At 69.8% G+C, this 26,222-nt stretch carries 20 protein-coding genes and 2 pseudogenes; 9 read left to right on the top strand and 13 right to left on the bottom strand.

The annotated features are described in order from the left end of the window. Positions 1–26: 26 nt before the first annotated feature. Together EAO75_RS09825 and EAO75_RS09820 are read right to left on the bottom strand one after the other, a co-directional pair. Complete coding sequence (locus tag EAO75_RS09825; protein ID WP_147994676.1) at positions 27–620, bottom strand: hypothetical protein; 594 nt, start codon at positions 618–620, stop codon at positions 27–29. A 99-nt stretch (positions 621–719) separates the two neighbouring features. After that, positions 720–1,328, bottom strand: coding sequence for a DUF308 domain-containing protein (locus EAO75_RS09820; RefSeq protein WP_147994675.1), 609 nt, complete (start codon positions 1,326–1,328; stop codon positions 720–722). A 78-nt stretch (positions 1,329–1,406) separates the two neighbouring features. Between EAO75_RS09820 and EAO75_RS09815 the strand changes: the two genes are divergently transcribed. Next, complete coding sequence (locus tag EAO75_RS09815) at positions 1,407–2,735, top strand: sensor histidine kinase (RefSeq protein WP_261989224.1); 1,329 nt, start codon at positions 1,407–1,409, stop codon at positions 2,733–2,735. Next, positions 2,732–3,394: a response regulator transcription factor gene (locus EAO75_RS09810; RefSeq protein WP_147994674.1), complete on the top strand. Its 663-nt coding sequence runs from the start codon at positions 2,732–2,734 to the stop codon at positions 3,392–3,394. Before EAO75_RS09815 ends, EAO75_RS09810 begins: the two co-directional genes overlap by 4 nt. Before the next feature lie 328 nt (positions 3,395–3,722). Here EAO75_RS09810 and EAO75_RS09805 read toward each other — a convergent pair whose 3' ends face one another. Further along, positions 3,723–4,631 carry a TetR/AcrR family transcriptional regulator gene (locus EAO75_RS09805; RefSeq protein ID WP_261989223.1) on the bottom strand — a complete coding sequence of 303 codons (909 nt, stop codon included), beginning with the start codon at positions 4,629–4,631 and terminating at the stop codon, positions 3,723–3,725. Here EAO75_RS09805 and EAO75_RS09800 point away from each other — a divergent pair. Further along, positions 4,620–5,528 (top strand): NAD-dependent epimerase/dehydratase family protein, encoded by a 909-nt coding sequence (locus EAO75_RS09800; RefSeq protein WP_147994672.1) that lies wholly within the window; start codon positions 4,620–4,622, stop codon positions 5,526–5,528. The genes EAO75_RS09805 and EAO75_RS09800 overlap by 12 nt on opposite strands. A 102-nt stretch (positions 5,529–5,630) precedes the next feature. Here EAO75_RS09800 and EAO75_RS09795 read toward each other — a convergent pair whose 3' ends face one another. The 5 genes and pseudogenes from EAO75_RS09795 to EAO75_RS47150 form a co-directional block, all read right to left on the bottom strand. Continuing rightward, positions 5,631–6,728 carry a MerR family transcriptional regulator gene (locus EAO75_RS09795; RefSeq protein WP_187284378.1) on the bottom strand — a complete coding sequence of 366 codons (1,098 nt, stop codon included), beginning with the start codon at positions 6,726–6,728 and terminating at the stop codon, positions 5,631–5,633. A 343-nt stretch (positions 6,729–7,071) separates the two neighbouring features. Beyond that, positions 7,072–8,553, bottom strand: coding sequence for an APC family permease (locus tag EAO75_RS09790; RefSeq protein WP_187284370.1), 1,482 nt, complete (start codon positions 8,551–8,553; stop codon positions 7,072–7,074). Then, positions 8,550–10,106 carry a GMC family oxidoreductase gene (locus EAO75_RS09785; RefSeq protein WP_147994671.1) on the bottom strand — a complete coding sequence of 519 codons (1,557 nt, stop codon included), beginning with the start codon at positions 10,104–10,106 and terminating at the stop codon, positions 8,550–8,552. The genes EAO75_RS09790 and EAO75_RS09785 overlap by 4 nt, the downstream gene beginning before the upstream one ends. A gap of 93 nt (positions 10,107–10,199) precedes the next feature. Then, complete coding sequence (locus tag EAO75_RS47160; protein ID WP_261989222.1) at positions 10,200–10,541, bottom strand: aldehyde dehydrogenase family protein; 342 nt, start codon at positions 10,539–10,541, stop codon at positions 10,200–10,202. 185 nt (positions 10,542–10,726) lie between these two features. After that, positions 10,727–11,623 (bottom strand): annotated as a pseudogene (locus tag EAO75_RS47150) (aldehyde dehydrogenase family protein); the annotation flags it as partial. Positions 11,624–11,991: 368 nt separating this feature from the next. On the opposite strand from EAO75_RS47150, the pseudogene EAO75_RS09765 reads away from it, so the two are divergent. Continuing rightward, positions 11,992–12,285: pseudogene (locus tag EAO75_RS09765) on the top strand (nitroreductase/quinone reductase family protein); the annotation flags it as partial. 362 nt (positions 12,286–12,647) lie between these two features. On the opposite strand, the gene EAO75_RS09760 reads toward EAO75_RS09765, so the two are convergent. The 4 genes from EAO75_RS09760 to EAO75_RS09745 form a co-directional block, all read right to left on the bottom strand. Continuing rightward, a complete protein-coding gene (locus tag EAO75_RS09760) occupies positions 12,648–12,965 on the bottom strand; it encodes a hypothetical protein (RefSeq protein WP_147994669.1) in 318 nt (105 codons plus the stop codon). Positions 12,966–13,345: 380 nt separating this feature from the next. Further along, positions 13,346–14,392, bottom strand: coding sequence for a hypothetical protein (locus EAO75_RS09755; RefSeq protein ID WP_147994668.1), 1,047 nt, complete (start codon positions 14,390–14,392; stop codon positions 13,346–13,348). Continuing rightward, positions 14,389–18,672 (bottom strand): type I polyketide synthase, encoded by a 4,284-nt coding sequence (locus tag EAO75_RS09750; protein WP_147994667.1) that lies wholly within the window; start codon positions 18,670–18,672, stop codon positions 14,389–14,391. Before EAO75_RS09750 ends, EAO75_RS09755 begins: the two co-directional genes overlap by 4 nt. A gap of 485 nt (positions 18,673–19,157) precedes the next feature. Next, a complete protein-coding gene (locus EAO75_RS09745) occupies positions 19,158–20,087 on the bottom strand; it encodes a UTP--glucose-1-phosphate uridylyltransferase (protein ID WP_147994666.1) in 930 nt (309 codons plus the stop codon). Positions 20,088–20,266: 179 nt separating this feature from the next. Between EAO75_RS09745 and EAO75_RS09740 the strand changes: the two genes are divergently transcribed. The 5 genes from EAO75_RS09740 to EAO75_RS09720 all read left to right on the top strand — a co-directional run bounded on the left by EAO75_RS09740 (position 20,267) and on the right by EAO75_RS09720 (position 25,439). Further along, on the top strand, positions 20,267–21,091 hold the full coding sequence (locus EAO75_RS09740; RefSeq protein WP_261989221.1) for a class I SAM-dependent methyltransferase: 825 nt from the start codon (positions 20,267–20,269) through the stop codon (positions 21,089–21,091). A gap of 37 nt (positions 21,092–21,128) precedes the next feature. Further along, positions 21,129–22,025 (top strand): RNA polymerase sigma-70 factor, encoded by an 897-nt coding sequence (locus EAO75_RS09735; protein ID WP_147994665.1) that lies wholly within the window; start codon positions 21,129–21,131, stop codon positions 22,023–22,025. Between the two features lie 261 nt (positions 22,026–22,286). After that, positions 22,287–22,784 carry an Ohr family peroxiredoxin gene (locus EAO75_RS09730; protein ID WP_147994664.1) on the top strand — a complete coding sequence of 166 codons (498 nt, stop codon included), beginning with the start codon at positions 22,287–22,289 and terminating at the stop codon, positions 22,782–22,784. 109 nt (positions 22,785–22,893) lie between these two features. Further along, positions 22,894–24,594, top strand: a complete 1,701-nt coding sequence (locus EAO75_RS09725; RefSeq protein WP_187284377.1) for an FAD-dependent oxidoreductase — start codon at positions 22,894–22,896, stop codon at positions 24,592–24,594. Positions 24,595–24,692: 98 nt separating this feature from the next. Continuing rightward, complete coding sequence (locus EAO75_RS09720; RefSeq protein ID WP_147994662.1) at positions 24,693–25,439, top strand: SDR family oxidoreductase; 747 nt, start codon at positions 24,693–24,695, stop codon at positions 25,437–25,439. Positions 25,440–25,517: 78 nt separating this feature from the next. Here the strand turns inward: EAO75_RS09720 and EAO75_RS09715 are convergent, their stop codons facing one another. Beyond that, positions 25,518–26,126, bottom strand: coding sequence for a sigma-70 family RNA polymerase sigma factor (locus tag EAO75_RS09715; RefSeq protein ID WP_222723934.1), 609 nt, complete (start codon positions 26,124–26,126; stop codon positions 25,518–25,520). Positions 26,127–26,222 lie beyond the last annotated feature (96 nt).

The raw sequence follows: 26,222 nt of genomic DNA, 5'->3' as shown, positions 1-26,222 counted from the left end.
GGAGAAGGACCTGACGGGTACGCCGTTCAGTGGCCGTAGGGCGGCTCGAAGCAGCCTGTCTCCGGGTACGGGCCGTTGGTCTCCACGCCGTAGTTGGATTTCTGCACGAACGCAGAGACGCACGCGTCGTCATGGACGCGCAGCGCGACCAAGGAACCCTCGGGCGTGACGTAACCGTCGTTCTTGTAGCGCGAGAACATATCCCGGACGGTGAGCGTCCCGCCGAGCCGCTTGCCGTCCTTCGTGATGCGTTCCTCCTCGTAGCCGAGCCGCAGCAGGGCCGAGCGCACTTCCGAGGGTTCCCACTTCCGCTGCTCCCACAGTTGCTTGAGCACCGGCCTGATGCGCTCAGCCTCCCGCTCGGCGTCCTTCGCATGCGCGGGCGACATATCGCCGGACTGGCGGTAGGCGTTGTTCTCGTTGTAATGCGGAGCGCCGTCACCGGCCCCCGGCTCGACGTACGGTGAGGCTCCCCGGGCACTCGCCGAAGCGGAAGGCGTGGCTGCGGCCGTTGAGCCCGGGGCGCGCACCTCACCGCAGGCAGTGAGGGTCAACGCGCCCGCGAGCACAAGGCCGGCTCCCGCAAGCGCCCTGAGGCGGGCGGATGTTGAGGAGGACATGGGTCGAGTCTGTCATTCGTGCCGAATGCCCGGGTGGGCCGGCCTCTGGTGAAGACGGCGCCTGGCGGGAGGGAGAGGCGGTGGTTCCGGCGGCGGTGGTCAACGCCGCTCGTGTCGGACGCGGACGCTCAGGGCGATGGCGGAGACAAGGAACCAGAAGGCACCGAAGGCTGAGTATCCGGCGACGGAGGACAGGCCGCTCGTCGCCGAGGCGGACATGGCAGCGAAGGAGGCACCGGCGAGGACGGACAGTCCGCCGCTGATGACCATGGGCCACTGGGCACCGACGGTGCGTCGGCGCCGGATCGCGYCGACGAGCTGGATCGCTCCGGAAAGGAGGGCCCAGATGCCGAACACGAGCAGGGCCGTCCCGATGGTGGAGAAAACGGCAATGATCATTCCGGCGGCGGTGGCGAGGCCGAGAGCCATGTTGGTGGTACCGACGCGGTCCGTGGAGCCGGTGCCGGTCATGCGACGCTCGAGGAGCGTGGCGATGACGTCCCACAGGGGGTAGATGACCAGCAGCACGYCCGCGATCACTGTGGGCTTGTCCGTCGAAACGAGCGAGGCCGAGGTCGTGACGACGAGTGCCGCCCAGATCAGGGAGAAGGTGACTCGGATCAGGTGCAGCGATCGGAGTCCGGATGGCGTCGGCGTCGGCGTGGTCGTGGTCGCGGTCGTGCTCGAAGTCGGGGTGGTCTGAGTCATCGGGTGTCCCGTTTTTGTGATCGTGACGGTGTGAGGCGGTCGCCTCGATGAGGAGTCTCAGCGGCCTCGGGAGGGGCCGTGTACTTCGAGCGAAGTAGTTCTGCCCTCCACTTCGAATCGAATGAGTTCTGCCGTCCCCATCGCCCGGCCCGGGCTCGCCGTCTACATCATTCGAAGTACACGGCCGCCGCACACGTGGACGAGAATCAGGCCATGGTCAAGGCGCAGAACAATCAGGACGGGCCCATGGCACCCCTGTGGGTCCGCCGCCCCGAGGCACTGCACCTCGTCGCCTACTCGGTGGCCGCGCTGGTGTTCACCAGCCAGATCGTGGCAGCGATTGTGCGAGGGGCGGATTGGCCGACGGCCCTCTCCGTCCTCCTCGCCGGCGGCGGTGTCGCCCTGTCGTGGTGGAGGCCGTGGGCAGGACTGGTCGTGACGAGCGCGGCGTCCTTCGCCGTCACAGCGGTGGGTCACGACCCCCTGTCGGTGTGGATGATGGCGGTGCTCGTGCTGTTCTCGGTCACCCTCGGCGGCAAGCAGCCGCTGGCCGGAACCGGCATCGTGGCGGCGTTCTTCCTGGGGGCGTTCATGACGCTGGGAGGATTCAGGGGCGGCGCGATCGTGGGAGCCGCCGCACTCTTCTCAGCCATCGCAGGAGGTGCGACAGGGGCCGCGCTGCGCATCCATCGAGAGCACTGGCGCACCCTGGAGGAACGGGCCGAAAGCGCCATCGCCACCCGCGAGATCGAAGCCACCCGACGGGTGACCGAGGAGCGACTGCGCATCGCCCGGGACCTCCACGATGTCATCGGCCACCAGGTCGCGATGCTGAGCCTGCATCTCGGTGCCGCGGAGATCGGGCTGCCCGAAGACGCCGAGGCCTCCCGGCAGGCCCTCGTCTCAGCCAGGTCCAGCGCCCGCACCGTCGTGGTCGAAACGCAACGGATCCTCGCGCTCCTCCGCATCGGGGACGACATCTCCGACGACGAGGCGCTTCGGCCGACCCCGGCGCTCAGCGGTCTGGAAGGCCTCATCGCCTCTTTCGAGAGCATCGGCCTCGACGTGCGGCCCTCCATCGACATCCCCGCAGGTTTCGTGGAGCCCAGCGTCGGCGTGACGGTCTACCGAGTCGTTCAGGAAGCTCTCACGAATGCCTATCGGCACGGAGAAGGTGCGGCGACCGTGGATGTGCGCGAGCGCGACGGCAGGGTCTGCGTCACCGTGGAGAACCGCGTCGGGCACTCACTACGTGGCTCCGGCTCCGGCTCCGGCTCCGGCAGCGGACTCGGACTTGTAGGGATGCGTGAACGCGTCGAGTCCTCCAGCGGGCGGCTGACGATCGACAGTGACGATGGGCGATTCCGGGTCCACGCGGAATTCAGCCCCCTGGGCGCTGCCGTATGACGACGCGGATTCTGATCGTCGACGACCAGGACGAGATAAGGGCCGGCATCAAAGCGATGCTTCGGCTCGACCCGAGTCTCGTTGTTGCGGGTGATCTCTCCGATGGACTCCAGGTCATCCCCTTCCTCCGGGACCATCCCGTCGACCTGGTTCTGATGGACATCCGGATGCCCGGCATCGACGGTGTCGAAGCCACCCGCCGGATCCGCAAAGAGCACCCACCCGAAGAGTTGCGGGTGATCGTGCTGACCACTTTTGATCAGGACGACATCGTTCTCGCCGCCCTTCGCGCGGGCGCCAACGGTTTCCTGAGCAAGACCGTGAGCCCGGCTGAACTCGTCGCCGGGATCACCGAGGTCGTTGGCGGCGGCGGCGCGCTGTCTGCCGCCGCGACGGCCGCGCTCATCGGTCACATGACCGACAGTCCGCCTCCGGTGATCGACCGGGAACTGCTGCGACGCTTCGACGCACTGACACCCAGGGAGCGGGACGTGGTCGTTCTCGTCGCGAGCGGTCTCGGCAACGACGAGATCGCGGCCCAGATGTCCGTGTCGCCCTTCACCGTGAAGACACATGCGGTGCGGGCCATGACGAAGGTCGGCGCACGAGATCGAGCACAACTCGTCTCGTTCACCTTCCGGGCCGGCCTCTACCCCTGAGTCTGCCGAGCAGAACCTCGCAACAGGTGGCCGCCGTGGCGATGCCGAGCGGTGCGGCGGGCGGGATGGGGTACGTCGACGCGGACGAAGCTCCCGCCTCACGGCCCTGCACTGCATGGGCACACCCCAGCCACCCGCTTGGCGTACGTCAACGACCTGGAGCAGGGGCCGGCGCGCCATGCGGATCGTCGACGAGGCCTTCGCCCCCCGAACACGGCAGGGATTGCGGCAGCGGGCATCCGGCGAGTGCCTCGAGGGCAGCGGAGCCGCGCGGGTGCTGCCCACAACATCAGACGGCCGCCCGAGCAGAGCGCTCGTGCGCCGGCGATCAGGCGGGCGCTGTGTCGCCGTCGGTGCGTTCGGTGGGAGTGGTGAGGCCGGCCAGGTCCGCCATCACCCGCGCCTGATGGTCGAAGTACTCCTCGCGTGCGTCAATCATGGTGTTGAGCCTGCCGAAGACTTCGAATCCGACCAGGCCGAACAGGTGCGTCCACAGCGTCAACGCCATCGCGAGGAGAGCCTCGGGCGATGACGGCTCCTGCTCTTGCGGCTGTTCTCCTGGCCAGTGGTTCATCAGCCGGGCCAGGTCCTCGCGTACCGCCGCCGGCAGCGGTCTGGCAGGGCTCACGGCGCGTTGCCCGGCGTCCGCACCGTCGAACAGGATGGCGCTCAATGTGAGGAGAACTCGCGATGCGGGGCTCACCGTGTCCTCCGGGGCGGCATAGCCGGGTACCGGGCTGCCGTAGATCAAGGCGTACTCGGCGGGGTTGTCCAGCCCCCAGGCACGCACGGCCCGGCACACGGCCAGCCACCGGCCACCGAGGTCCGCTCTCGGCACGGCCGCCTCGGCCTTCTCGACCGCCTCGGCCAGCGCCTCGTATGCCTCGATGATCAGCGCGGTGAGCAAGGCATCGCGACTGGCGAAGTAACGGTAGAGCGCGGAGGGGACGAGGCCGGCATCGCGCGCCACCGCCCGCAGGGAGAGGTTCGCACCGTCGATCGCGAGATGCCGACGGGCGACCGCCCGGATCTCTTCGGTCATTTCCGCGCGCACGCGCTCGCGGAGTGTCTTTGCCGTCACCCCACCGATTCTGGCACGCCGCGAGAACGAGCGACCGATTGGAGAACACTGTTCTTGACATGGGGCGATCGCTGCCGCATCCTCGGAGTAAAGGCGAGAACAGTGTTCTCCAATTAGATCACCGTACTTTGAGGGTGTGCTGTCATGTCTCTGCATGTGATCGTCGGGGCCGGGCCGGTCGGCGCGACAACTGCGCGGCTGCTTGCCGACCGGGGCGAGCAGGTCCGTATCGTGACGCGACGGGGTACGGGACCGGACCACGCGGCCATCGAGAAAGTGGCGGCCGACGCATCCGACCCGAGCACACTCACCAAGCTCGCCAGCGGTGCGACAGTCCTGTACAACTGCGCAGGCGCCCCCTATCACCAGTGGCCGACCTATCTGCCGCCGCTGGCGGAGGCGTGCCTGACCGCCGCGCATGCCACGGACGCCGTCCTGGTCACCACGAGCAACCTCTACGGCTACGGGCCGGTCGACGGCCCCATGACCGAGCAAACCCCACAGCGCCCGAAGGGCGTCAAGGGCCGACTCCGAGCCCGGCTGTGGCGCGAAGCCCTCGCGGCACACGAGGCCGGCGAGGTCCGGGCGACCGAGGTCCGCGGCTCGGACTACCTCGGCGCCGACACCCAGTCTCTGCTGAGCATGCTGGTCCTGCCCAAAGTGCTGGCCGGAGCCCGCGTGAGCGTCCCCGCAGACCTGGACGCCCCGCACAGCTGGACCTACACCGCAGACGTCGCCCGCACCCTCGTGGCCGCCGGCGCCGACGGGCGGGCGTGGGGCCGGCCGTGGCACGTGCCCAGCGCAGCGCCGGTGTCCATGCGCGAACTCGCCGCCAGGGCCTGCGCGCTGGCCGGAGCTCCGGCGCCGCGCCTGTCCACCATGCCCAAGGCCGTGCTGTGGCTTGGCGGGCTCCGCGACCCGCTCGTCCGCGAACTCCGCGAGACGCAATACCAGTTCCGCCGCCCGTTCGTACTGGACTCCTCGGCCACGACCACCACTTTCGGCATCGAGGCCAATCCGCTGGAAGAATCACTTCGCGAGATGGTCGCCTGACTGCCCAGCGTTTGACCGGCCGAGGAGAGTACGAGTCCTCAGCGCCGCACATGACCGGCGGGTCGGCCGGAGGCCGTCATGACGGTGACACTGTGACGCGGTTCAAGCGACGAGCAGGCGGAGGCCGAGATCTGCCGCGTCGAGGTCGGTGAGATCGCTGTTGCGCTCGGTCCACCGGCCGGACTCGAGGTCGTCGCTGAGGCTTCGCACCGCCCGCTGCTCGGCCTCCGGCCCGACCCTCGTCCACACCGACATCGCACGGCGTACGTGATCCTCCACATACGCCCCCGGTCGGCGCCAGTACGCCTCGAACAGGCCGTCAGCGCAGTTCCACGGGATGGGCACCGGCTCTGCGCGGGCGCCGATCGCGTCTGCCATCCCGGCAAGTGAGGGAAAGTCCGCGAGGACTGCGGTGAACTCGGGCAGGTAGTCGCGGGTAAGCCAGAATCGGTCCTGCCATCCGGGCTCGTCGGTATCGAACGTGAGCACCACCACGCGGCGGGCCACGCGCCGCATCTCGCGCAGCCCCGCCAGCGGGTCCTCCCAGTGGTGAACGGTGGAGACGGCCATCGCGACGTCGAAGGACCGATCCTCGAACGGCAGGCTCTCCGCTGCGGCTGCCACGCACGGCGCCGAGCCGGCGGGCCGCTGTCCCCGCATGACCGCCGATGGCTCCACCGCGGTCACGTTGCGATCAGCAGGCTCGTAGGAGCCGGTGCCGGCCCCGACGTTCAGCACCGCCTGCGCGTCCCCGAGCGCGTCCCAGATCTGCGCGGCGATCCGCGGGTCGGTATGCCGAGTCGCGGTGTAAGCGTCGCCGATCGCGTCGTACAGCCGCGCACCGAGCATCTCCAGTTGCTCCTGCGGCGTCACGTTCTGCCCCTTCGCCCGTGCGTCGAGTTCCCGGTCGATGGCCGTGACCATGGCGGCAGCGCGATCYCGCCGCTCCAGCAGCAGGCCGCGCAGTCGGCGCAGATGGGCGACCGCGTCGGTGGACGGGTCGTCGACCAGTTCTGCAACCTCCCGCAGCCCGAAGCCCAACCGCCGATAGGCCAGCACCTCCCGCAGCCGCTCCACGTCGCCCGCCGAATAGGCCCGGTACCCGGCCGCGGTCCGCGCCGACGGCCGAACGAGCCTGATCTCGTCATAGTGATGCAGCGTGCGGACGCTGACACCGGCCAGCTCGGCTACGCGTCCCACGGTCCAGTGATCCGCCACGGGAGCGACTGTGCAGCCTGACGCCACGTGAGGGTCAAGTCCTGTCTTCACCAGTGAAGCGGGAAGCAGCAGGCATGGGTTCAGGATGGCGTACGACGGCCCCGTCGCGACGGGGGATTCCGCGACGGGGCCTGATCTCAGTTTCGCAGGGGCGCGCCGGCGTCCGCAGTGGAGTTTTGTCCACCATCCGCAGATCTTGCAGTACCCGGCCAGACGCTCGCACGTCAACGATGAACAGCGCGCCGCTGCGAGGAGCATCGACAACCTCTCCGACCTGACCTGCCTCGCACGAGGTCGCCATCGCCTTGAACCGGCGCCCCGCAGGTCAGTCGGCGGACAGCCCTCGCTTTTCCGGTACGGCGTCACCAGCGGGGGCGTCCCCGCGGCCGTAGTGATGGGTGGTGAACATGTACAGCAGGCCGGTGACCAGGACGACCGCGCCGCACAGCAGGACGATCCAGTTTTCCCACCATGCCTTCTCCGGGCTGCGGGCCCAGGAGATGTTGATGATGGCGAGGATGCCGTAGACCAGCGCCGCGACGTTCACCGTGAGGCCCCAGCGGCCCAGGGTGAACTCTCCTGCCGGGCGCCAGCCCTTGAGCCGGGCGCGCAGCGCAGCCAGGACGACCATCTGGAACGAGACGTAGATGCCGAGGATCGCGAACGAGACGATGTTGGTGAGGGCGTCTTCGGAGAGCAGTGAGGCGAAGGCGATGAGCAGCGGCACCGCCGCGGACACGAACAGCGCATAGCCCGGCACCGCGCGGGCGTGGGAGAACCGACGTAGCAGCTGGTGCCCGACGATCATCTTGTCTCGGGCGTAGGAGTAGATGAGCCGTCCGGCGGCGGCCTGGAGGCTGATGGTGCAGGACAGGAAGGAGATCAGTACCACGGCCATCACCAGTCGGGCCCCGGTCTCGCCCATGGCGTCGAACAGCACGTCCACCACCGGGTCCGCCTGCTCGCCGGAGATGATCGCGTTGAAGTCCGTGACCGACAGCAGCAGCGACATGCAGGTGAACGTGGCTGCGGCGCCGCCGATGTAGATGGTGCGGCGCATCGCGCGGGGGATGACCCGACCGGGGTGGGGGACCTCCTCTGCGGTGTCGCCGCACGCCTCGAAGCCGTYGTACTGGTAGAGGCCGATGATGGCGGCTGCCAGGAACGCCGGGAGGTAGGAGCCGTCTTGCTCGACGCCGTAGGTGTCGAAGATGACGCCGAGGCCGTGGTGACGGTGGGTGGCCAGCAGGTAGATGCCGACGACGAGGGCGCCGATGAGCTCGCCGGCGAAACCGATGAGGGCCGCCGCCGACAGTGCCTTGGTGCCCATGTAGTTGATGAGGATGGCGACGACGATGAGCACGGCGGTGCACAGCACGGTGGTGTGCACGGTGGCTCTGAAGCCGAAGAGGATGGCGATGTAAGGGCCGGCGCCGTAGGCGACGGAGGTGATGGTCACCAGCAGCGCCCACATGTACACCCAGCCGGTCATCCACGCCCAGCGCTTGCCCCACAGCCGCCGGGCCCAGGGGTAGACACCGCCTGCGATCGGGTACTGGGCGACGATCTCGCCGAAGATCAGCGCGACGAGGAACTGACCGGCTCCGGCGATCAGGAACGCCCAGATCATCGGCGGTCCGCCGTCGGCGATCGCGATGCCGAAGAGGGTGTAGGTGCCCACCACCGGGGAGAGATAGGTGAAGCCGAGGGCGAAGTTGGCCCAGGGGCCCATGTCCTTGCGGAACTCCGAGCCGGGCTCCCCGGTCGGGACGCCGGACGCGGGTGCGGGGGGTTGGGTACCGGTCATGGCCGCGCCCCCTGTCCCGCGGTGATCAGGTCGGCCGCGCGTTCGGCGGCGAGCAGGACGGTCACCATGGGGTTGATGGTGGGCATCGTCGGGAACACCGACGCGTCGACGATCCGTACGCCCTCGACGCCGCGCAGTCTCAACTCCGGGTCGCAGACGGCCATCGGGTCGTCCGGAGCGCCCATGCGGCACGTACCTGCCGGGTGGTAGACGGTGTGCGCCGCACGGCGGCCGTACTCCGACAGGTCGGCGTCGGAGACGACGCCCGGGCCGGGTGCGACCTCGCGGACCAGCCAGTCGCTCAGCGGGTCGGTGGCCGCGACCTCGCGGGCGGTCTTGAGTCCGTCCACGATGGTGCGCTCGTCATGGCCCTCAGGGTCGGTGAAGTACCGGAAGTCCAGGGCGGGGTGCTCGGCGGGGTCGGAGCTGCGCAGCCACATGCGGCCGGTGGAGCGGGCACGCGGCACGTTCGGCGTCATACACACTCCGTGCTGCGGCACGGGGTAGCCCAGACGCTCGGTGTTGACGGTGAAGGGCACCTGGTAGAAGTGGAACATCAGGTCGGGGCGAGGCTGGTCCTTGTCGCGGCGCAGGAACAGCCCGGCGTCGGAGTCCATCGCGGAGTTGGGCGGCAGAGGGTCGGCGGTCTCCCAGATGATCACCGACTCGGGATGGTCCAGCAGGTTTTCGCCTACGCCGGGCACGTCGGCCCGTACGTCGATGCCCAGGCCGTGCAGGTCGTCGGCCGGGCCGATACCGGACAGCATCAGCAGGCGCGGGGTGTCGATGGCGCCCGCGCACAGCAGGAGTTCACGCTCGGCGCGTACGGTGGCCGGCTCGCCGTCGGCGCCCCGGACGGCGACGCGGGTCAGCCGTCCCGACTCGTCGGTGAGGAGTCGGTGGGCCCAGGTCTCCAGCAGGAGCGTGAGGTTGGGCCGGTCCAGGACGGGATGGAGGTAGGCGACGGAGGCGGAGGAGCGTAGGTTGCCCTCCGGCTGGTAGGCCAACGAGAAGAATCCGGCGCCGTCGGCGAAGGGCTTGGCGTTGAAGTCGTCGACGACGGGGACGCCGAGAGCGCGGGCGGCCGCGGTGACGAAGTCCTTGGCGATGGGATTGCGGTCGGCCTCGGCCACCGGGACGATCTCGGTCAGCAGCCGATCACGGTACGGGAGGATCGTCGCCGGGTCCCAGCCGGCACAGCCCCGGCTCACCCAGTCCTCCAGGTCCTGCGGCAGCGGCAGGAAGCTGATCAGCGTGTTGTGGGAGGAGCAGCCGCCGAGCACGCGGGCACGTGAGTGCAGGATGTGGGAGTTGCCGCGCGGCTGCTCCACGGTCGTGTAGCCGTAGTCGAACTCCGAGCCGAGCAGGTTGATCCAGTTGCGCAGGCGCAGAATGCGTTCGTCGCCCACGTCGCTGGGGCCGCCCTCGATGACGCAGACTCGGCAGTCGGGGTCCTCGCTCAGGCGGGCGGCGAGCACGCAGCCGGCGGTGCCGCCGCCGACGATGACGTAGTCGTAGGCGGACTCGGCGCCGTACGCGGTAGTGGGGGCCATGCGGTGCCCTTCTTCGTCGGCTGTCGCGCAAAGGGACGCACGGCAGGTCTGTGGTGGTCGTCGCGCCAGGGACGGGCGCTGAGTAGCCCGAGGTCAGCCCTTGAACCAGCCGGAGCGAGCGGGGGCGAGGTTCTGGTAGATGTGCTTTGCCTCCTGGTACTCGCGAAGCCCGGTGGGGCCCAGTTCGCGCCCGACGCCGGAGCGGCCGAAGCCACCCCACTCGGCCTGCGGCACGTAGGGGTGGAAGTCGTTGATCCACACGGTGCCGTGCCGCAGCCGCTGCGCGACGCGTTGGGCGCGGCTCGCGTCGGAGGTCCACACGCCGCCGGCCAGCCCGTAGCGGGTGTCGTTGGCCAGTTCGACGGCCTCGTCCTCGGTGCGGAAGCGCTCTACGGTCACCACCGGCCCGAAGACTTCCTCCTGGACGATGCGCATGGATCGGTCGCAGTCGGCGAAGATGCATCGTCCAGGAGGAAGTCTTCGGGCCGGTGGTGACCGTAGAGCGCTTCCGCACCGAGGACGAGGCCGTCGAACTGGCCAACGACACCCGCTACGGGCTGGCCGYCGGCGATGAAGCCCTCGACCTTCWCGCGGTGCTCGGCGGAGCTCAGCGGGCCGCTCTCGGTGCCCTCCGCCAGGCCGTCGCCCAGCCGGATCGCCCGCGCGCGGTCGGCGTAGGCCTCGACGAAGCGGTCGTGCAGCGAGTCCTCGACCAGCAGACGGGAACCGGCCGAGCAGACCTGCCCGGAGTGCAGGAAGGCCGCGTCCAGCGCATAGTCCACGGCGGCATCGAAGTCGGCGTCCGCGAACACGATGTTGGGATTCTTGCCGCCCAGCTCCAGCGCGATGTTCCTCGGCCCCTGGGCGGCGCTCGCCATGATGGACCGCCCGGTGGACAGACCGCCGGTGAATGAAACCAGGTCGACCTCGGGGTGGCTGGTGAGGGCGGCGCCGACGGTGGCACCGGATCCGAGCACCAGGTTGGCGACACCGGGTGGCGCGCCGGCCTCCTCGATGAGCCGGACCATGGCGATCGTGGTGAGCGGTGTGATCTCGCTGGGTTTGAGGACGAAGGTGTTGCCGGCGGCCAAGGCCGGTGCCACCTTCCAGGAGGCCTGGAGCAGCGGGTAGTTCCAAGGGGCGATGAGCGCGCACACGCCAACCGGCTGGTAGACGACACGACTCAGGACGTCCGGGCCCACGTCCACGACCCTGCCGCCATCCTTGCCCGCGAGTTCGGCGAAATAGCGGAAGGCATTCGCCACGTCCTCCACATCGATCCGGCCCTCGGTGAGCGTCTTGCCGGTGTCGAGTGTCTCGGTGCGGGCGATGTCCTCCTTGTCACGCAGCAGCAGATCGCGGACGCGCAGCAGGAGGTCGGCCCGGCGCCGGGAGGGTGCGTTCGCCCATTCCCCCTCGTCGAAGGCACGCCGGGCAGCGCGCACGGCGCGGTCCACGTCGGTGGCGTCGGCCTCGTCGACCGTGGTGACGACGGAGGCGTCGTAGGGGTTGACCACCTCCCGCCGCGCACCGGCCGCAGCCTGTGTCCACTCACCGCCGATGTAGAGCTCACCCACCGCGGGCCTCCTTCGCGTCCGGCCGGGGCCGATCGATCAGTTCGACGTTTCAACAACATGGCCCATCTGACGGCCCGCGGCCGCGGGACGCACCGCGGGGATTGCGTCCGGGTGGCCCAGAGGACTCGGGTGGGCTAGTGGCTCGGCTCGGATGGTGACCAGGTAATTGATCCGTGGGGTGGGCCGCTGCGAAGGCGAGTTCACGGCGGGTCCGCGCCACGAAGTCGACTCGAACGCCGACGCCACAACGCGGAAGACTGGCGCCCGATGCACCTCGTTTTGTTCACGGGCTAACCTCGATCGTTCACAAGATCCGCAAGATCCCGTTGATGCGCGTGGAGCACGAGGGGCGGTACACGGCCGTGGCCTCGAAGGGCGGCTTCCCACGTCACCCGGTCTGGTACTTCAACGTCAAGTCCGACCCGCACGTGGAGCTCCAGGACGGGCCCGTACGCCGGGACATGACGGTCCGTGAGATCACGGGGGATGAGAAAGCCGAGTGGTGGGAGCGTGCGGCAGCCGCGTATCCGCCGTACGCCAAATGTCAGGAGAAGACCGAACGTGTGATCCCCGTCTTCGTGCTGGAGCCCGCGCGCGGGTAGGACCCGACGCTTCTTCACCTGGGAAGTGCCTCCGGCTGGTACGCAAACAAGGACTCTACATTCCTCGTTCTCGCTGGTCAGAGGCACTCTCTGCTTGCCTGGCCACTAGTCGGACAACATACTCCGTGAAAGCGCGAGGCTAAGCAACCAGCATGGCCGTCGCTCCAGCCTCAGCCATGAACGGCAGGCTGCACTCACCGAACTCGGCCTGTGAGCAGGGTCGGGCGCGCAGCGCTAGGTCTCAATTGGCCCCCAGCGGGCGAAGCGCCGCGAGGGCGCCGCCGGCGATCGGACGCCGCAGTGTGAGTCTCAGGTGAGGGGAAGCCCTGCGGCTTTCGTTGAAGCCGCCCTACCTTTGAGGCTTAGACGGTTTCGAAACGGAGAAGATGCAAGCCCGAGAGTGCTGCGATTCTCTCCTCAGTAGCCTTTCTTCCGTAGTTGACGTAGACGAGGACGTCATAGTCAGAAAATCCTGGTTCCGCATATTCCCCCTCCTCGTCAGGAATGTGCCGCTCGACAGAGATTTCCATCCCCTGGTTGTCGCGATTGAAGAAGTACTCTCCACCCTTGAACGAACTCTCCCTCAGGGAGAGTTCGGTGTCCAATGCCTCGTCGATCAGCTGTGCAACATAGGCGACGGTGGATCCATTTGATCCAAATAGGGTGAATCGAGAAGGCACTGTTGCTCCCTGTAGATCGTCTACGATCGCATCTTCGCCATACCGTAGATCATAAAGTTATCTCTCGATTGGCCGACTGGGAGAGGCTTATCCGAAGAGAGTCGAGTCCCATTTTCTCCAGGTCGGATCCCTTCAGAGGTCCCGTTCGCGTACCYCCTGAGCGCAGTGATATGCGGGCTGATTTCGCGTGACGATTTCTCGCCGCCAGCGGCTACCGGCCGATCGCCCTGCGGCTGACCGGCCATGCCCGTGCCGTCGCTGCCGACGTTCAAACGCCACCCCGGGCTGCTCTCCGCAGACAACGGCCGCCGTGTGCTTGCCGACGTCGTTCTGGTGAGTCCGGCCAGCTGCTGTCCGGCCCCCCTGCAGGGAAAGCAAGCCTAGGTCGCCGCGGCTGGCGGGTCTGCGGTGGGCTCTGCCCGATAGCGGTCGAGGGCGGCAGCCCGCTCGTGGTAGGGGATGCGGGACAGCCGCGAGACCATCGTCCACATGTCGCGCTCTTCGGCAAGCGACTGCGGCAGCGTGAGGCCGAGAGAGATCGCGAGGGGCTTGCGGCCGGTGTTGACCAGGGCGCGCACGGCGGCCGCCCACTCGTCGGTCGCGGTCACCGCCGACCGGTACCAAAGCGGCACGAGAGCAGTGAGTACGACGGCCGTGCTGAGCAGGACCAGGTTGTCCGGCCGGTTTCCAAGCAGGGCGAGCGCGGCGGCCGCGCCCACGGCGACATGTCCGAACAACAGCGCTACGAAGAAGTCGACGCTGACCCTGGCGAGTTCGCTCTGGCGTCGGACCTGGTCCGGAACGCAGCCCGTGAGTTCGTTCCACAGTAGCTGCGTATCGAGCCGGTYGCGGTCCCAGCCGTACTCCTCGAAGCGGCGGATGGCGTTGCCGAGCCGGGTCGGGGCGATCTGGTCGTCAGAGATCGGGAAGCGGGCAAGCAGCTCTCGCAGTAGGGCGCGTTGGGTAGTACTTCGGCGCCGGTCACGGACGGCGGCGCGGGCGAGGCCGGGGTTGGAGAGCAATTGGGTGAGCCGCTCCGCATCCTCGGTTCGCAGGGGGCTCTGCTCGTGCTCGCGACGCTCCAAGCGCAGCACGGTCAGCCGGTCAGCGAGGAAGTTCTTCCTCCGCTGGCTACGCCGGCACCCCGCTTCGAAYGCTCGGGCTGGCCATAGCAAGTATCCCTCCAACAGCCGATAGAGCGCGTTCTGGCAGGCATTGGCGACGAGGCCGAGGAGGAGCGCGGCAGTCAGGAGGACAAGGCCAGCAGTGAGACCGCWCGCACTGCGCAGCCGGTCGAGGAGCGTGATGCCGCGAAGACTGGGGGCCACAGCGAGCAGGAAGACTGCCAGGTTCAGTGCGGTAGGCAGGATCCATCCCACCAGCAATGTCCAGGCCCCGCCGAGCACGCCTTTGGCGATCTCACTCACAGGTACTCACTGGTGGGCTCGGGCCACTCGTCGTCGTCGGAGCCGGTACTGGGGCCGGGCGGAGTATGGCCGACCGGGGGGCTTGGGAGAACGCCTGGGGCGTAGGCGGCCGATGGCGGGCGTCGCCCTGGAAGCGTGGTGCCGACGAGGGCGAGGCTGAGCGTGTCGGTCAGCTGGACTGCGCCGTTGGCAGGGAGCAGAATCCGGCCGTTGCCCCTCTTGCGTAGCACTGCTCCGCCCGTGCGGCTGCGCCGGACGGCGTACGGGCCGTGCGCGCGCCGTTCGATTCGCGGGCTGCCATGGGCCTCGACGACGGTGAATTCGTACCACTGCTTGTTGTTGCCGTGTCCGGCCCGGTGTTCGTCGAGGACCTGGCCGTCCTCGGCGACCAACTGCAGCACCAGCCCGAACGGATCCCTGCGCCTGCTGTGCTGCTGTACCCAGGTAAGTGCGACTGCGCCGCCCAGTGCGACTAGGACAGCCGTGGACATGAATCCCCACCAGTACTCCTCCCAGAGCCCGGGTTCGGGTGTGACCCGCACAGGGAGCGGCGAACGTTCGAGGGTTCGGTCGAGATCGGTGGTGTCGGTGACGGTGATCGTGCCGGTCAGGTCCACTCCGTCGCCGAGGCGGTCGCCGAAGAGACCCGCGGGGGCGATCTGTACCGTCACCTTCCGGGTGCCGGACTCGCCGGGCTTCACTGTGATCTCGGCGGGCTCGACAGAGAGGAGCCCCTCCTGCACGTCGGCGACCGACAGCCGCAGAGTGTGCTCGCTGTCGGTGGTGTTGCGGACAGCGAGACTGCCGGTGACCGTGCCGCCGGGGTGGGCGTCCCCGCCGGGCAGTTCGAACGCGGCGCTGACGGGCAGTTCGCCGGGTGCGACCTGGCCGGTCTCGCTGCGGGTGTCGGCGCTCAGCCCTGCAGCGGTCAGCGTGACTCTTACGTGCAGTGTCCCCTCGGCGCCCTCAGGGACCGTTACGGTGCCGGTGAAAGTGCCGTCGCTGGCGTCGGGGTCGGACCCCTTGCCGTTGTCGGCGAGGTCGAGGGCCAGCGGGGAGAAGCCGTCGCCGGTCAGCTCGCTGCGTACGCGCAGTCCCTCGTAGTCGCGCGGGTCCTTGATCTCGTAGCCCTCACGCGTCTGCAGCCGCATGGTCACCGTGACCTTCTCGCCGGCCTGCGGCGAGGGCGGGTCCATGGTGATGGCGCCGCGCAGTTCGCCCTGCCACAGCACGCTGACGGCGACGGGCAGCGAGCGGTCATCCCGCTCGTCTCCAACCTCACCGGCACCCTCGTCGCCCCGGACACGGCCGACTACTGGGTCCGCCACGTCCGCGAGACCGTTCGCTTCGCCGACGGCATCCGCACCCTCACCGAGCAGGGCGTACGCACCTTCCTCGAACTCGTCGCCGGCGCGCAGGGCGAGTTCGACGAAGGCGGCACCGGGGAGCAGGACGCGGCCGTCGATGCGGTGGTCGGCCAGCCAGCGGTGGGTGGCGAAGGAGAGGCGGCCGGCGAGCAGGGCGCCGTCGGAGTCGGCCAGGGACACGGCGGCCCCGAGGAGGCCGTGTTCGGCGGGGGCGAGACCGATGGCGCGGACGTCCCCGGCGCCGCCGACGCCCGCGGCGGGCCAGTGCCGGCTGCGCTGGAAGGCGTAGGTGGGGAGGTCGACGGGGTGGGCGGGAGTGTCGGCGAAGTAGCGCTGCCAGTCGACGTGGGCGCCGGTGGTGTGCAGGGCGGCGAGGGCCGTGGGGAGGGCGGTGGTCTCGGGGGTGTCCTTGCGCAGGGTGGCGAGCGCGACGCTGTCGTCGGATGCCGACTCGGCGACCGGGCCCGTGAGAACGGCGTCGGGTCCGAGTTCGAGGAAGGTGCGTACGCCCTGCTCGGTGAGGGTGCGGATGCCGTCGGCGAAGCGAACGGTCTCGCGGACGTGGCGGACCCAGTAGTCGGCCGTGTCCGGGGCGACGAGGGTGCCGGTGAGGTTGGAGACGAGCGGGATGCGCGGCGCGTGGAAGCGCAGAGTCGAGATCGCCGCGCGGAACTCGTCGAGCATCGGCTCCATCAGCGGCGAGTGGAAGGCGTGCGAGACCCGCAGCGGTGTGGTGCGGTGGCCGTCGGCGGCGAGGCGTGCGGCGATGTCGGCCACGGCGTCGGCGGGGCCGGAGAGGACCACGGAGGCGGGTCCGTTGACGGCGGCCACGGCGACGCCGGTGGTGAGGTACGGGCGCACCTGCTCCTCGGATGCGCGTACGGCGGTCATGGCGCCGCCCTCGGGGAGGCCGGCCATCAGCGAGGCGCGGGCGGTGACCAGGGTGCAGGCGTCCGCGAGGGACAGCACTCCGGCGACGTGCGCGGCGGCGATCTCGCCGATGGAGTGTCCGGCCACGAAGTCGGGCCGCACGCCCCAGGATTCGAGGAGGCGGAAGAGCGCCACCTCCAGGGCGAAGAGGGCGGGCTGGGCGGTGCCGGTGTGGTTCAGCGCGGATGCGTCGGTGCCCCACATGGCGTCCCGCACGCCGGGCGGCAGCAGGGCGAGTGTCTCGTCGAGGGCGGTGCGGAACACCGGATGGCGGTCGTACAACTCGTGGCCCGCGCCGAGGCGTTGGGCGCCCTGGCCGGAGAAGAGGAACGCGGTGGGGGCGTCGGTCGCCGTGTGCCGCAGCAGACCGGGCGCGGGGGTGCTGTCGGCCAGGGCGGTGAGGGCGGCCTCGACGGCTGCGGGGTCGGCGGCGACGAGTGCGGCGCGGTGCTCGAAGGCGGTGCGGGTGGTGGCGAGGGCGCGGGCGAGGACGTCGAGGCGCGGTGCTTCGTCGGGACGGTCCAGTGCGGTGCGCAGACGGGCCGCCTGGGCGGCGAGGGCCTGGGGGGTACGGCCGGACAGCACGAGCGGTACGGGGGTGAGAGGTACGGGTGCCGGGTCGGGGGCGTCGTCGGCGGGGGCCTGTTCGATGACGGCGTGGGCGTTGGTGCCGCTGATCCCGAAGGAGGAGACGGCGGCGCGGCGGGGCTGTCCGGTGTCGGGCCAGGGAGTGTTGCCGGTGACGAGGCGTACGGTGCCGTCCGACCAGTCGACGTGGGTGTTGGGCTCGTCGACGTGCAGGGTGCGGGGCATGACGCCGTGCCGGATGGCCTGCACCATCTTGATGACGCCGGCCACGCCCGCCGCGGCCTGGGTGTGGCTGAGATTGGACTTCACCGAGCCGAGCAGCAGCGGGTGTTCGGCGGTGCGGGCGCGGCCGTAGGTGGCGAGGAGGGCCTGGGCCTCGACGGGGTCGCCGAGGGTGGTGGCGGTGCCGTGGGCCTCGACGGCGTCGATCTGGTCGGCGGACAGGCGGGCGTTGATCAGGGCCTGCTCGATGACGCGTTGCTGGGAGGGGCCGTTGGGCGCGGTGAGGCCGTTGCTGGCGCCGTCCTGGTTGACGGCGGAGCCGCGGACGACGGCGAGGACGCGGTGGCCGCTCCGGCGGGCGTCGGACAGCCGCTCCAGCAGCAGCACGCCGACGCCCTCGGACCAGCCGGTGCCGTCGGCGGAGTCGGCGAAGGAGCGGCACAGTCCGTCGGCCGAGAGTCCGCCTTGGCGGCCGAACTCCAGATGGGTGGAGGGGGTGGACATGACGGTGACGCCGCCCGCGAGGGCGAGGGTGCACTCGCCGGTGCGCAGGGCGTGCGCGGCGAGGTGGAGGGCGACGAGAGAAGAGGAGCAGGCGGTGTCGACGGTGAGGGCCGGGCCGGTCAGGCCGAGGGTGTAGGCGATACGGCCGGACAGGACGCTGCCGGCGTTGCCGGTCAGGTGCAGACCGCGGGCGCCGTCCTCCGCTCCGGCGCGGTACTCCTGGGCCATGGCGCCCATGAACACGGCGGTCTCGCTGCCGCGCAGGGCGGTGGGGTCGAGGTGCGCGGACTCGATGGCCTCCCAGGTGGATTCGAGCACGATCCGCTGCTGGGGGTCCATGGCGACCGCTTCGCGCGCGGAGATCCCGAAGAACTCGGCGTCGAAGTCGGTGGCGTCATGCAGGAAGCCGCCCCCGGAGGCGGCGGCCGAGACCGCGTCGAGGTCCCAGCCGCGGTCGTCGGGGAAGGGCCCGATGCCGTGTCTGCCGTCGACGAGCAGGTCCCAGAGGGCGTCGGGGTCGCTCACCCCGCCCGGGTAGCGGCAGGCCATCCCGATGATGGCGATGGGCTCGTGGGCGGCGGCCTCGAGTTCCTGGACGCGCTGCCGGCTGTGCCGCAGGTCGGTGGTGGCCCGCTTCAGGTAGTCCCTGAGCTTGTGTTCGTTGTCCATCTCAAGTCACCTCGACAGCGGTTACCGATGCGGGATGTCGTCGGCCGGGCCAGGGCCGGTGTGGTCACGGACCGGGCGTCCGCTCGGCTCGGGGGCACGGGCGCGGGCACGCGAGTGCACGCAGAGGGCGGCCGCCCCGGGGGATGGGCGGCCGCCCCGTCGGATTGACCCGGGCCGGGACCCCGGTCGGGACGCCGGGGCGTCGGCTCAGGTCAGACGGCGTGTTCTGCGGGTTCTCTGGGATGCGGCACGGCGAAAGTCTCGATCCGAGGGGACGGGAAAAACCCTAGTAACCGCGCGGTGGCGGACGGCTGTTGAGGCACACCGGGCGGCGGAACACCGGGCGGGTGCGGGGCACGGCAGACGCGGCGGAAGCAGAAAGCCCCGCCCGCGGGAGAGTTCACGCGGGCGAGGCTGGTTCAGTTCTCGGGACTACGGGACTACGGGACTACGGGACTGCGGGACCACGGGACTACGGGACTGGGTCAGCTGCCGTTCTCCGGCCGGTGTGCGGCGGCGGTGTCGTCGTCGAGGCCGGCGACCAGACCGCGCAGCAGGGGGCCGTACTCGGGGTGGGCGAGAGCGGACGCCATCTGGGCGACCAGGTAGTCGGCCGGGTTGCCCGTGTCGTACCAGCGGCCCTTGATGACCTGCCCGTACACCGCGCGGGTGGCGGCGTAGGCGTTGATTGCGTCGGTCAGATACACCTCGCCGGTCCGGTGCTCGTACCAGCGGCGGGTCTGTTCGCGCAGTTCGTCGATGATGCCGGGGGTGACGACGTAGCCGCCGATGGCCGCGTACGACGACGGGGCGGCGGCGGGCTCGGGCTTCTCGACCAGACCGGTGATGCGCAGCTGGCCGCCGCCGAGGTCCTCCTTGACGATCGGGACGCCGTAGCGCTGCGACTCGGTGGGATCCATCGGCAACAGGGCCAGCACCGGGCAGCCGGTCTGCTCGTAGGCCCGGATCAGCTGCTGGGCGCGCGGGACCTCGGCCACGAAGACGTCGTCGGGCCACAGCACGAGCACGGGCTCGTCGCCGAAGGAGCGGGCGGCGTTCAGTACCGGGGTGCCGTTGCCGTACGGGCCGTACTGGTCGAGGTAGGTGATGTGGCCCTTGCGGGCCAGCTCCGCGACCTCCTCGACGGCGTCGGCGTAGGCCGCCTTGCCGTCCTCGCGGAGCTGCTCGACGAGGGCGGGGTTGGGGCGGAAGTGCTCCTGGATGAGGCTCTTGCCACCGGAGACCACGATGGTGATGTCGGTGATGCCGGAGTCCACCAGCTCGCGCACGGTGTGCTCGATGACCGGCTTGTCGCCGACCGGGAGCATCTCCTTCGGTGTCGCCTTCGTCAGGGGCAGCAGACGGGAGCCGAGTCCGGCGGCGGGGATGACAGCCCTGCGAATCGTCGGGGACATCGCATCTCTCTCGGTCGATCGGACGCACCGCACCGGCAGGCGCGGCGTGGTCGACGCTACCAACGCCTGTCGTGGCCCTGCCGAGCGAGCTCCTGCGAGCGCCCGTCACGGCAGCACGTGATCTCCACCGCCCTTGAACCCACTGTCACAGACGAGCCACCTGCCTTGTCTTTCTCTACATGCTCCCTTTGCTGTCTGATGTCACCGTTGACGCTCCGCGCCCGGAGCCACGGGACGCCTACGAGGTCAGTGCCGAGTTCTACGACATCCTTCAGGCGGACCGGGACAGGGCCCGCGTGCGCCGGTTCTACGGCCGTGACGTGAGCACCGCCCGCCGGGGTGTGCTGGACGTCGGCGCCGGGACCGGGCGGGTGACACTCATGAGCCTCGCCGAATCGCGGGTTCCGGTGCACGCCGTCGAGCCCACGCGTTCCATGCGGTGCCTTCTGATGACGCGCCTGGCGGCTCTGCCCGTGGACCTGAGGACCCGCGTCACCGTGCACTCCCAGGGACTCGACGAGGCCGGGCTGCGCGCGGTGGCCGACGTGGCGATATGCCACAACACCATCGGCTGTCTCCCCCCGGCCGCGCGCCGGGCCCTGTGGCCCGCCGTCGCCGGCGCGCTCGTGCCCGGCGGGGTGCTCCTCGTCCACCTCCCGCCCGAGCGCCTCCCCCACGACGAGGCCACGCATGTCCTCCCGGCCCAGAAGGTCGGCCAGCACGTGTACGGAGGGCGCATGGTGATGTCGGCCGACGCGGACCGGATCCGGACACGCTTCGACTACTGGGTGCGGGGTGCGAGGGGTGTGCTGCGCGAGTACTCCGAGACGTTCTGGATGTGGCCGGCCTCCCGCGCAGAGGTGATCGGGGAGCTGGCGGGGTCCGGGTTCGTTCCGCTGCCCGAGCGGGCCGATCCCGCGGTGCTGGCGGTGCGGCTCGGGCGGCATCGACGGGCGCCGGGCGAAGTCGAATCCGGCCCCGCGACCGGCGGCGCCCGCTTGTAGCCTGTTCGTCCAGGACTGGAGGACATGGAGGACGTCCATGCGCGCCGAGGACGGCACCGACTCCCTCGACCGGGCAGCCCAGCAGTTCATGGCGGCGCGCCCCCAGCTGTTCGGCATCGCCTACCGCGTCCTCGGCAGTGCCGTGGAAGCCGAGGACATCGTCCAGGAGGCGTGGCTGCGGTGGCAGAAGACCGACCGCGCCGAGATCCGGGAGCCGGCGGCGTTCCTGGCGACCGTCACCGCCCGGCTGGCGATCAACCTCGCCCAGTCCGCCAGGATGCGGCGTGAGTCGTACACCGGGCCCTGGCTTCCGGAGCCGGTCGACACCAGTGCGGATCCGCAGCTGGGTGCGGAACGAGCCGAGGCCCTCGACCTGGCGGTGCTCCTCCTGCTGGAGAAGCTCAACCCCGTGGAGCGGGCCGCCTACGTGCTGCGGGAGGCCTTCGACTACCCGTACCAGCGGATCGCGGAGATCCTGGAGACGAACGAGGCCAACACGCGCCAGCTGGTCAGCCGGGCCAGGAAACACCTGGCGGCGGAACGCAAGGAGCCGGTCAGCTCCACCGCTCACCGGCGCCTGCTGGAGGTCTTTCTCGACGCGGCCCGGACCGGCAGCCTGTCGGGGCTGGAGAACGTCCTCGCACAGGACGTGGTCAGCTACTCCGACGGCGGAGGGATCCGCGGGGCGTCCAAGATCCCGGTCGTCGGACGTCCGCACGTGTCCAAGTTCCTCGCCGCCATCGCCCCGCGGTTCTGGCCTCCGGCGGAGATCCGCTGGGTCGAGGCCAACGGCAGGCCGGCCGTCCTCGTGTCGGCCGAGGGAAACCCGGTGGCCCTGCTCTGCGTCGACGTATCCGCACGGGGAATCGAACGCCTCATGTGGGTCATGAATCCGGCCAAGCTGGCTCCCTACGTGGCGTCCCTGACCGGCTGAGGCCGGCCGCGCGCCGCTTCCGTGCCCGGGTGGCGGCCGCCTCGGCGACTGTCGACGGCGTTCGGCGACTGTCGGCGGGTGTCGGCGGCTTTCGGCGACTGTCGACGGCCTTCGGCGGGTGTCACAGGTTCGGTGACTTGTCGGTCAACCAGCTGTCCCGGACGGCCTGGGAAGACCTCGACGAGGCAAAGGTGCATCGGACATGGCGTGTGGAGTGATCGGCTCGACGGTCCCGCCGTACGGCCCGGCGGGAGGTGCCCGATGAGCGAGCCGTTCCGGTTGCCCGACCTGTCCACCGAGAAGGACTACGTCGGAGAGTCCTTCGCCCCCATCTACACCACCACGGTGACGGTGAGCGGTGGGCCGGCCAGTCACGGGCGGGCCTCGGGCAGGGCGCGCTCGGCCGACGGAGTCCTCGACATCGACCTGCGTATGCCTGCGGAACTGGGCGGAGACGGCCGCGGGACGAACCCCGAGCAGCTGTTCGCGGCCGGGTTCGCCGCCTGTTTCCACGGTGCCCTGAGCCTGGTGGCACGCCAGGAGGAACTCGACCCCGCCCCGATCTGCGTGGAAGCGACCGTGGCCTTCGGGCGGGATCCGGACGACGGCGGCTACCTGCTGCACATCGACCTGGTGGTCAGGTGGCCGGACATCGACCCCGAGATCGCCGCTCCGCTCCTGGAGAAGGCCGACTCGCTGTGCCCGTACGCGCGGATGGCCTGGCAGGGCACACCGACGACCCTCACGCTCGCGCCCTGACGGGCGGCGCCGGGGCCGTGTCACAGAACGGCCCGCAGCCCGGTCGTAACGAGTGACAACCCCCTGATCGGAGACGACCGTGGCTCTCACCGAACAACGTCTGTCCACGATGGTGCTGGTGATCGGCACCGGCGGTGCCGGGCTGCGCGCGGCGATCGAACTGGCCGAGGCCGGTGTCGACGTCCTCGCGGTCGGCAAGCGCCCCAAGGACGACGCCCACACGGCACTCGCCGCCGGAGGCATCAACGCGGCCCTGGCCACCATGGATCCCGAGGACAGCTGGCAGCAGCACGCGGCGGACACGATCAAGGAGAGCTATCTGCTCGCCGACCCCCGCACCGTCGAGATCGTCACCCAGGGCGCCGCCCGGGGCATCGACGACCTGGAGCGCTACGGGATGGCCTTCGCCCGGGAGGAGGACGGCCGTATCTCCCAGCGGTTCTTCGGCGCGCACAGGTTCCGGCGGACCGCCTTCGCCGGCGACTACACCGGCCTGGAGATCCAGCGCACGCTCGTCAGGCGCGCCCAGCAGCTCGACATTCCGGTGCTCGACGGTGTCTACATCACGCGGCTGCTGGTGCATGACGGCGCCGTGTTCGGTGCCTACGGCTTCGACCTCGCGAGCGGCAGGCGCTACCTGATCCACGCGGACGCGGTCATCCTCGCCGCGGGCGGCCACACCCGGATCTGGCGGCGCACCTCCTCACGCCGCGACGAGAACACCGGCGACTCCTTCCGTCTGGCCGTGGACGCCGGGGCCCGGCTGCGTGACGCCGAGCTGGTCCAGTTCCACCCCTCCGGGATCATCGAGCCGGAGAACGCGGCCGGCACGCTGGTCAGCGAGGCCGCCCGCGGCGAGGGCGGGATTCTGCGCAACGCCCTCGGGGAACGGTTCATGGCCCGCTACGACCCCGACCGGATGGAGCTGTCCACCCGCGWCCGCGTGGCCCTGGCCTCCTACACGGAGATCAAGGAAGGGCGGGGCACCCCCAAGGGCGGCGTCTGGCTCGATGTCTCCCATCTGCCCCGGCAGACGATCATGACTCGGCTCCCCCGCGTCTACCAGACGATGCTCGATCTCCAGATGCTCGACATCACCCGCGAACCGATCGAGATCGCGCCCACCGCGCACTACTCGATGGGCGGTGTGTGGGTGCGGCCGCAGGACCACAGCACCGATGTGGCGGGGCTGTACGCCATCGGTGAGGCGTCGAGCGGCCTGCACGGGGCCAACCGCCTCGGCGGGAACAGCCTCATCGAGCTGCTGGTCTTCGGCCGCATCACGGGGCAGGCGGCAGCGGCCTACTCGCGGTCCCTCACGGTGCAGCGGCGCTCGGCGTCGGCCATAGCGCAGGCCCGCGCGGAGATCGACGATCTGCTCACGGCGGACGGGCCGGAGAACGTGCGCGCGCTGCAACGCGCCATCCGCAACACCATGACGGAGCACGCGGGCGTCGTACGCGACGAGGAGGGCCTGCGTGCGGGGCTGGCGGAGCTCGCCGTGATCGAGAAGCGGATGGCGGACGTCGGCGTGCACCCGGACATCGCCGGCTATCAGGATCTCGCGCACGCCTTCGATCTCAAGTCGGCCGCACTGGCCGCGCGGGCCACGCTCGAATCGGCGTTGGAGCGTCGCGAGACGCGTGGCTGTCACAACCGCAGCGACCACCCGGACCTGGATCCCGCCCTGCGCGTGAATCTCGTGTGGTCCCCGACGACCGGTGTCACCCGCGAGAGCATCCCGGACGTCCCGGACGAGATTTCCTCTCTGATGCAGGAGGTCTCCACCGAGGGAAAGCTCGTCGAATGAAGTCACAACCACAACCTCTGCCCGGTCTCTTCTAGTGCAGACCGAATACAGCGAATGCAGCGAATGCAGATCGAAATTCTCTCCGAGAGGAATCCGTCATGAAGGTCGTAGTGATCGGTGGAACCGGGCTCATCGGCTCGAAGCTGGTCGGCAAGCTCGAAGAGCACGGGCACGAGGCGGTCGCGGCCGCGCCCAACACCGGCGTCAACACTCTGACGGGTGAGGGTCTCGCCGAGGTCCTCAAGGGCGCGTCGGTCGTGGTCGACGTGTCCAACTCCCCCTCGTGGGAGGACGACGCCGTCATGAACTTCTTCCGGACCTCCACGACCAACCTCCTCAAGGCGGAGGCCGAGGCCGGCGTGACGCACCACGTCGCGCTGTCCGTGGTCGGCACCGACCGCCTCCAGGACAGCGGTTACTTCCGGGCCAAGCAGGCACAGGAAGAGCTGATCAAGGCGTCCGGCATGCCCTACTCCATCGTCCACGCCACCCAGTTCTTCGAGTTCATCAAGGGGATCGCGGACATCTCGACCGACGGCGACACCGTGCGTCTGCCCGCCGCCAAGTTCCAGCCCATGTACTCCGACGACGTGGCCGCGGCCGTCGGCCGCACCGCGGTCGGCTCGCCCGTCAACGGCGTGGTGGAGACCGCGGGCCCCGACGTCTTCCAGCTCGACGAGCTGATCCGCAAGACGCTCGCCGCCGAGAACGACCCCCGCACGGTCGTCACGGACCCGCACGCCCCGTACTCCGGCGCCGAGCTCCAGGAGACCACGCTCCTGCCGGGGCCGGACGCACAGATCGCGGAGACCAAGCTGTCGGACTGGCTCGCGCGACAGCAGTAGAACGCGGCGAAGTGGCCCCTGCCGGCAGGGGCCACTTCGTTCATGAATTCGGGTCATGGTCGTAAGCGGCCGTACGGTCTACGCGCTCGCCCCGTGCGGCATCGACTCGCAGCCCACGCCCGTCACGAGGGCCGCTTCCAGATGCGCGAGGTCCCCGTACTCGGCCGCCGCGAGAAAGGCCTGCACGAGCCGCCGGTGCGCGACAGCATCCACGGGCTGCCTGGGCCGGTGCGCCGCGAGACGCTCCTGCGCCCGTGAGACCTGCTGCCGCGCGTTGACGACCCCGATGCCCAGGAGCTCGGAGATCCGGCCGTACGGATAGCCGAACCCCTCCCGCAGCACGTACGCCGCGCGCTGCTTCGGCGTCAGCGTCGCCATCAGCAGCAGAACCGCTCCGTCGGCGGCGTCGTGCCGCTCCGCCACGGCTTCCGGTGTGGCGTCGATGTCCGTCGACTCCGGGAGCCACGGGCTGGCACAGGATTCCCGGCGCTTCCAGGCGGACTGGACGAGGTTGATGGCCAGCCGGACGGTGGTCTTCCGGAGCAGCGCCGACGGGTTGCGGACGACCGTGCGGTCCGCCCGCTGCCAGCGCAGCCATGCCTCCTGGATGACGTCCTCCGCCTCGCCCGTATCCCCCACGATGCGGTTGGCGATCTTGAGCAGCGCCGGTCTGGCCTGGACGAACACCGACGTCGCCTCGTCCGGTACGGCAATCGCCCGTACGGCCGTCGCTCATCCAGCAACTCCACCAACGACACCGCATCGTCCGCGCCCGCCACAGCC

It is taken from the genome of Streptomyces sp. UW30 (assembly GCF_008042075.1).
Taxonomy (GTDB): domain Bacteria; phylum Actinomycetota; class Actinomycetes; order Streptomycetales; family Streptomycetaceae; genus Streptomyces.
Note: the sequence above shows the minus strand (reverse complement) of the source record. Positions and strands in the feature narration are given on the sequence as shown.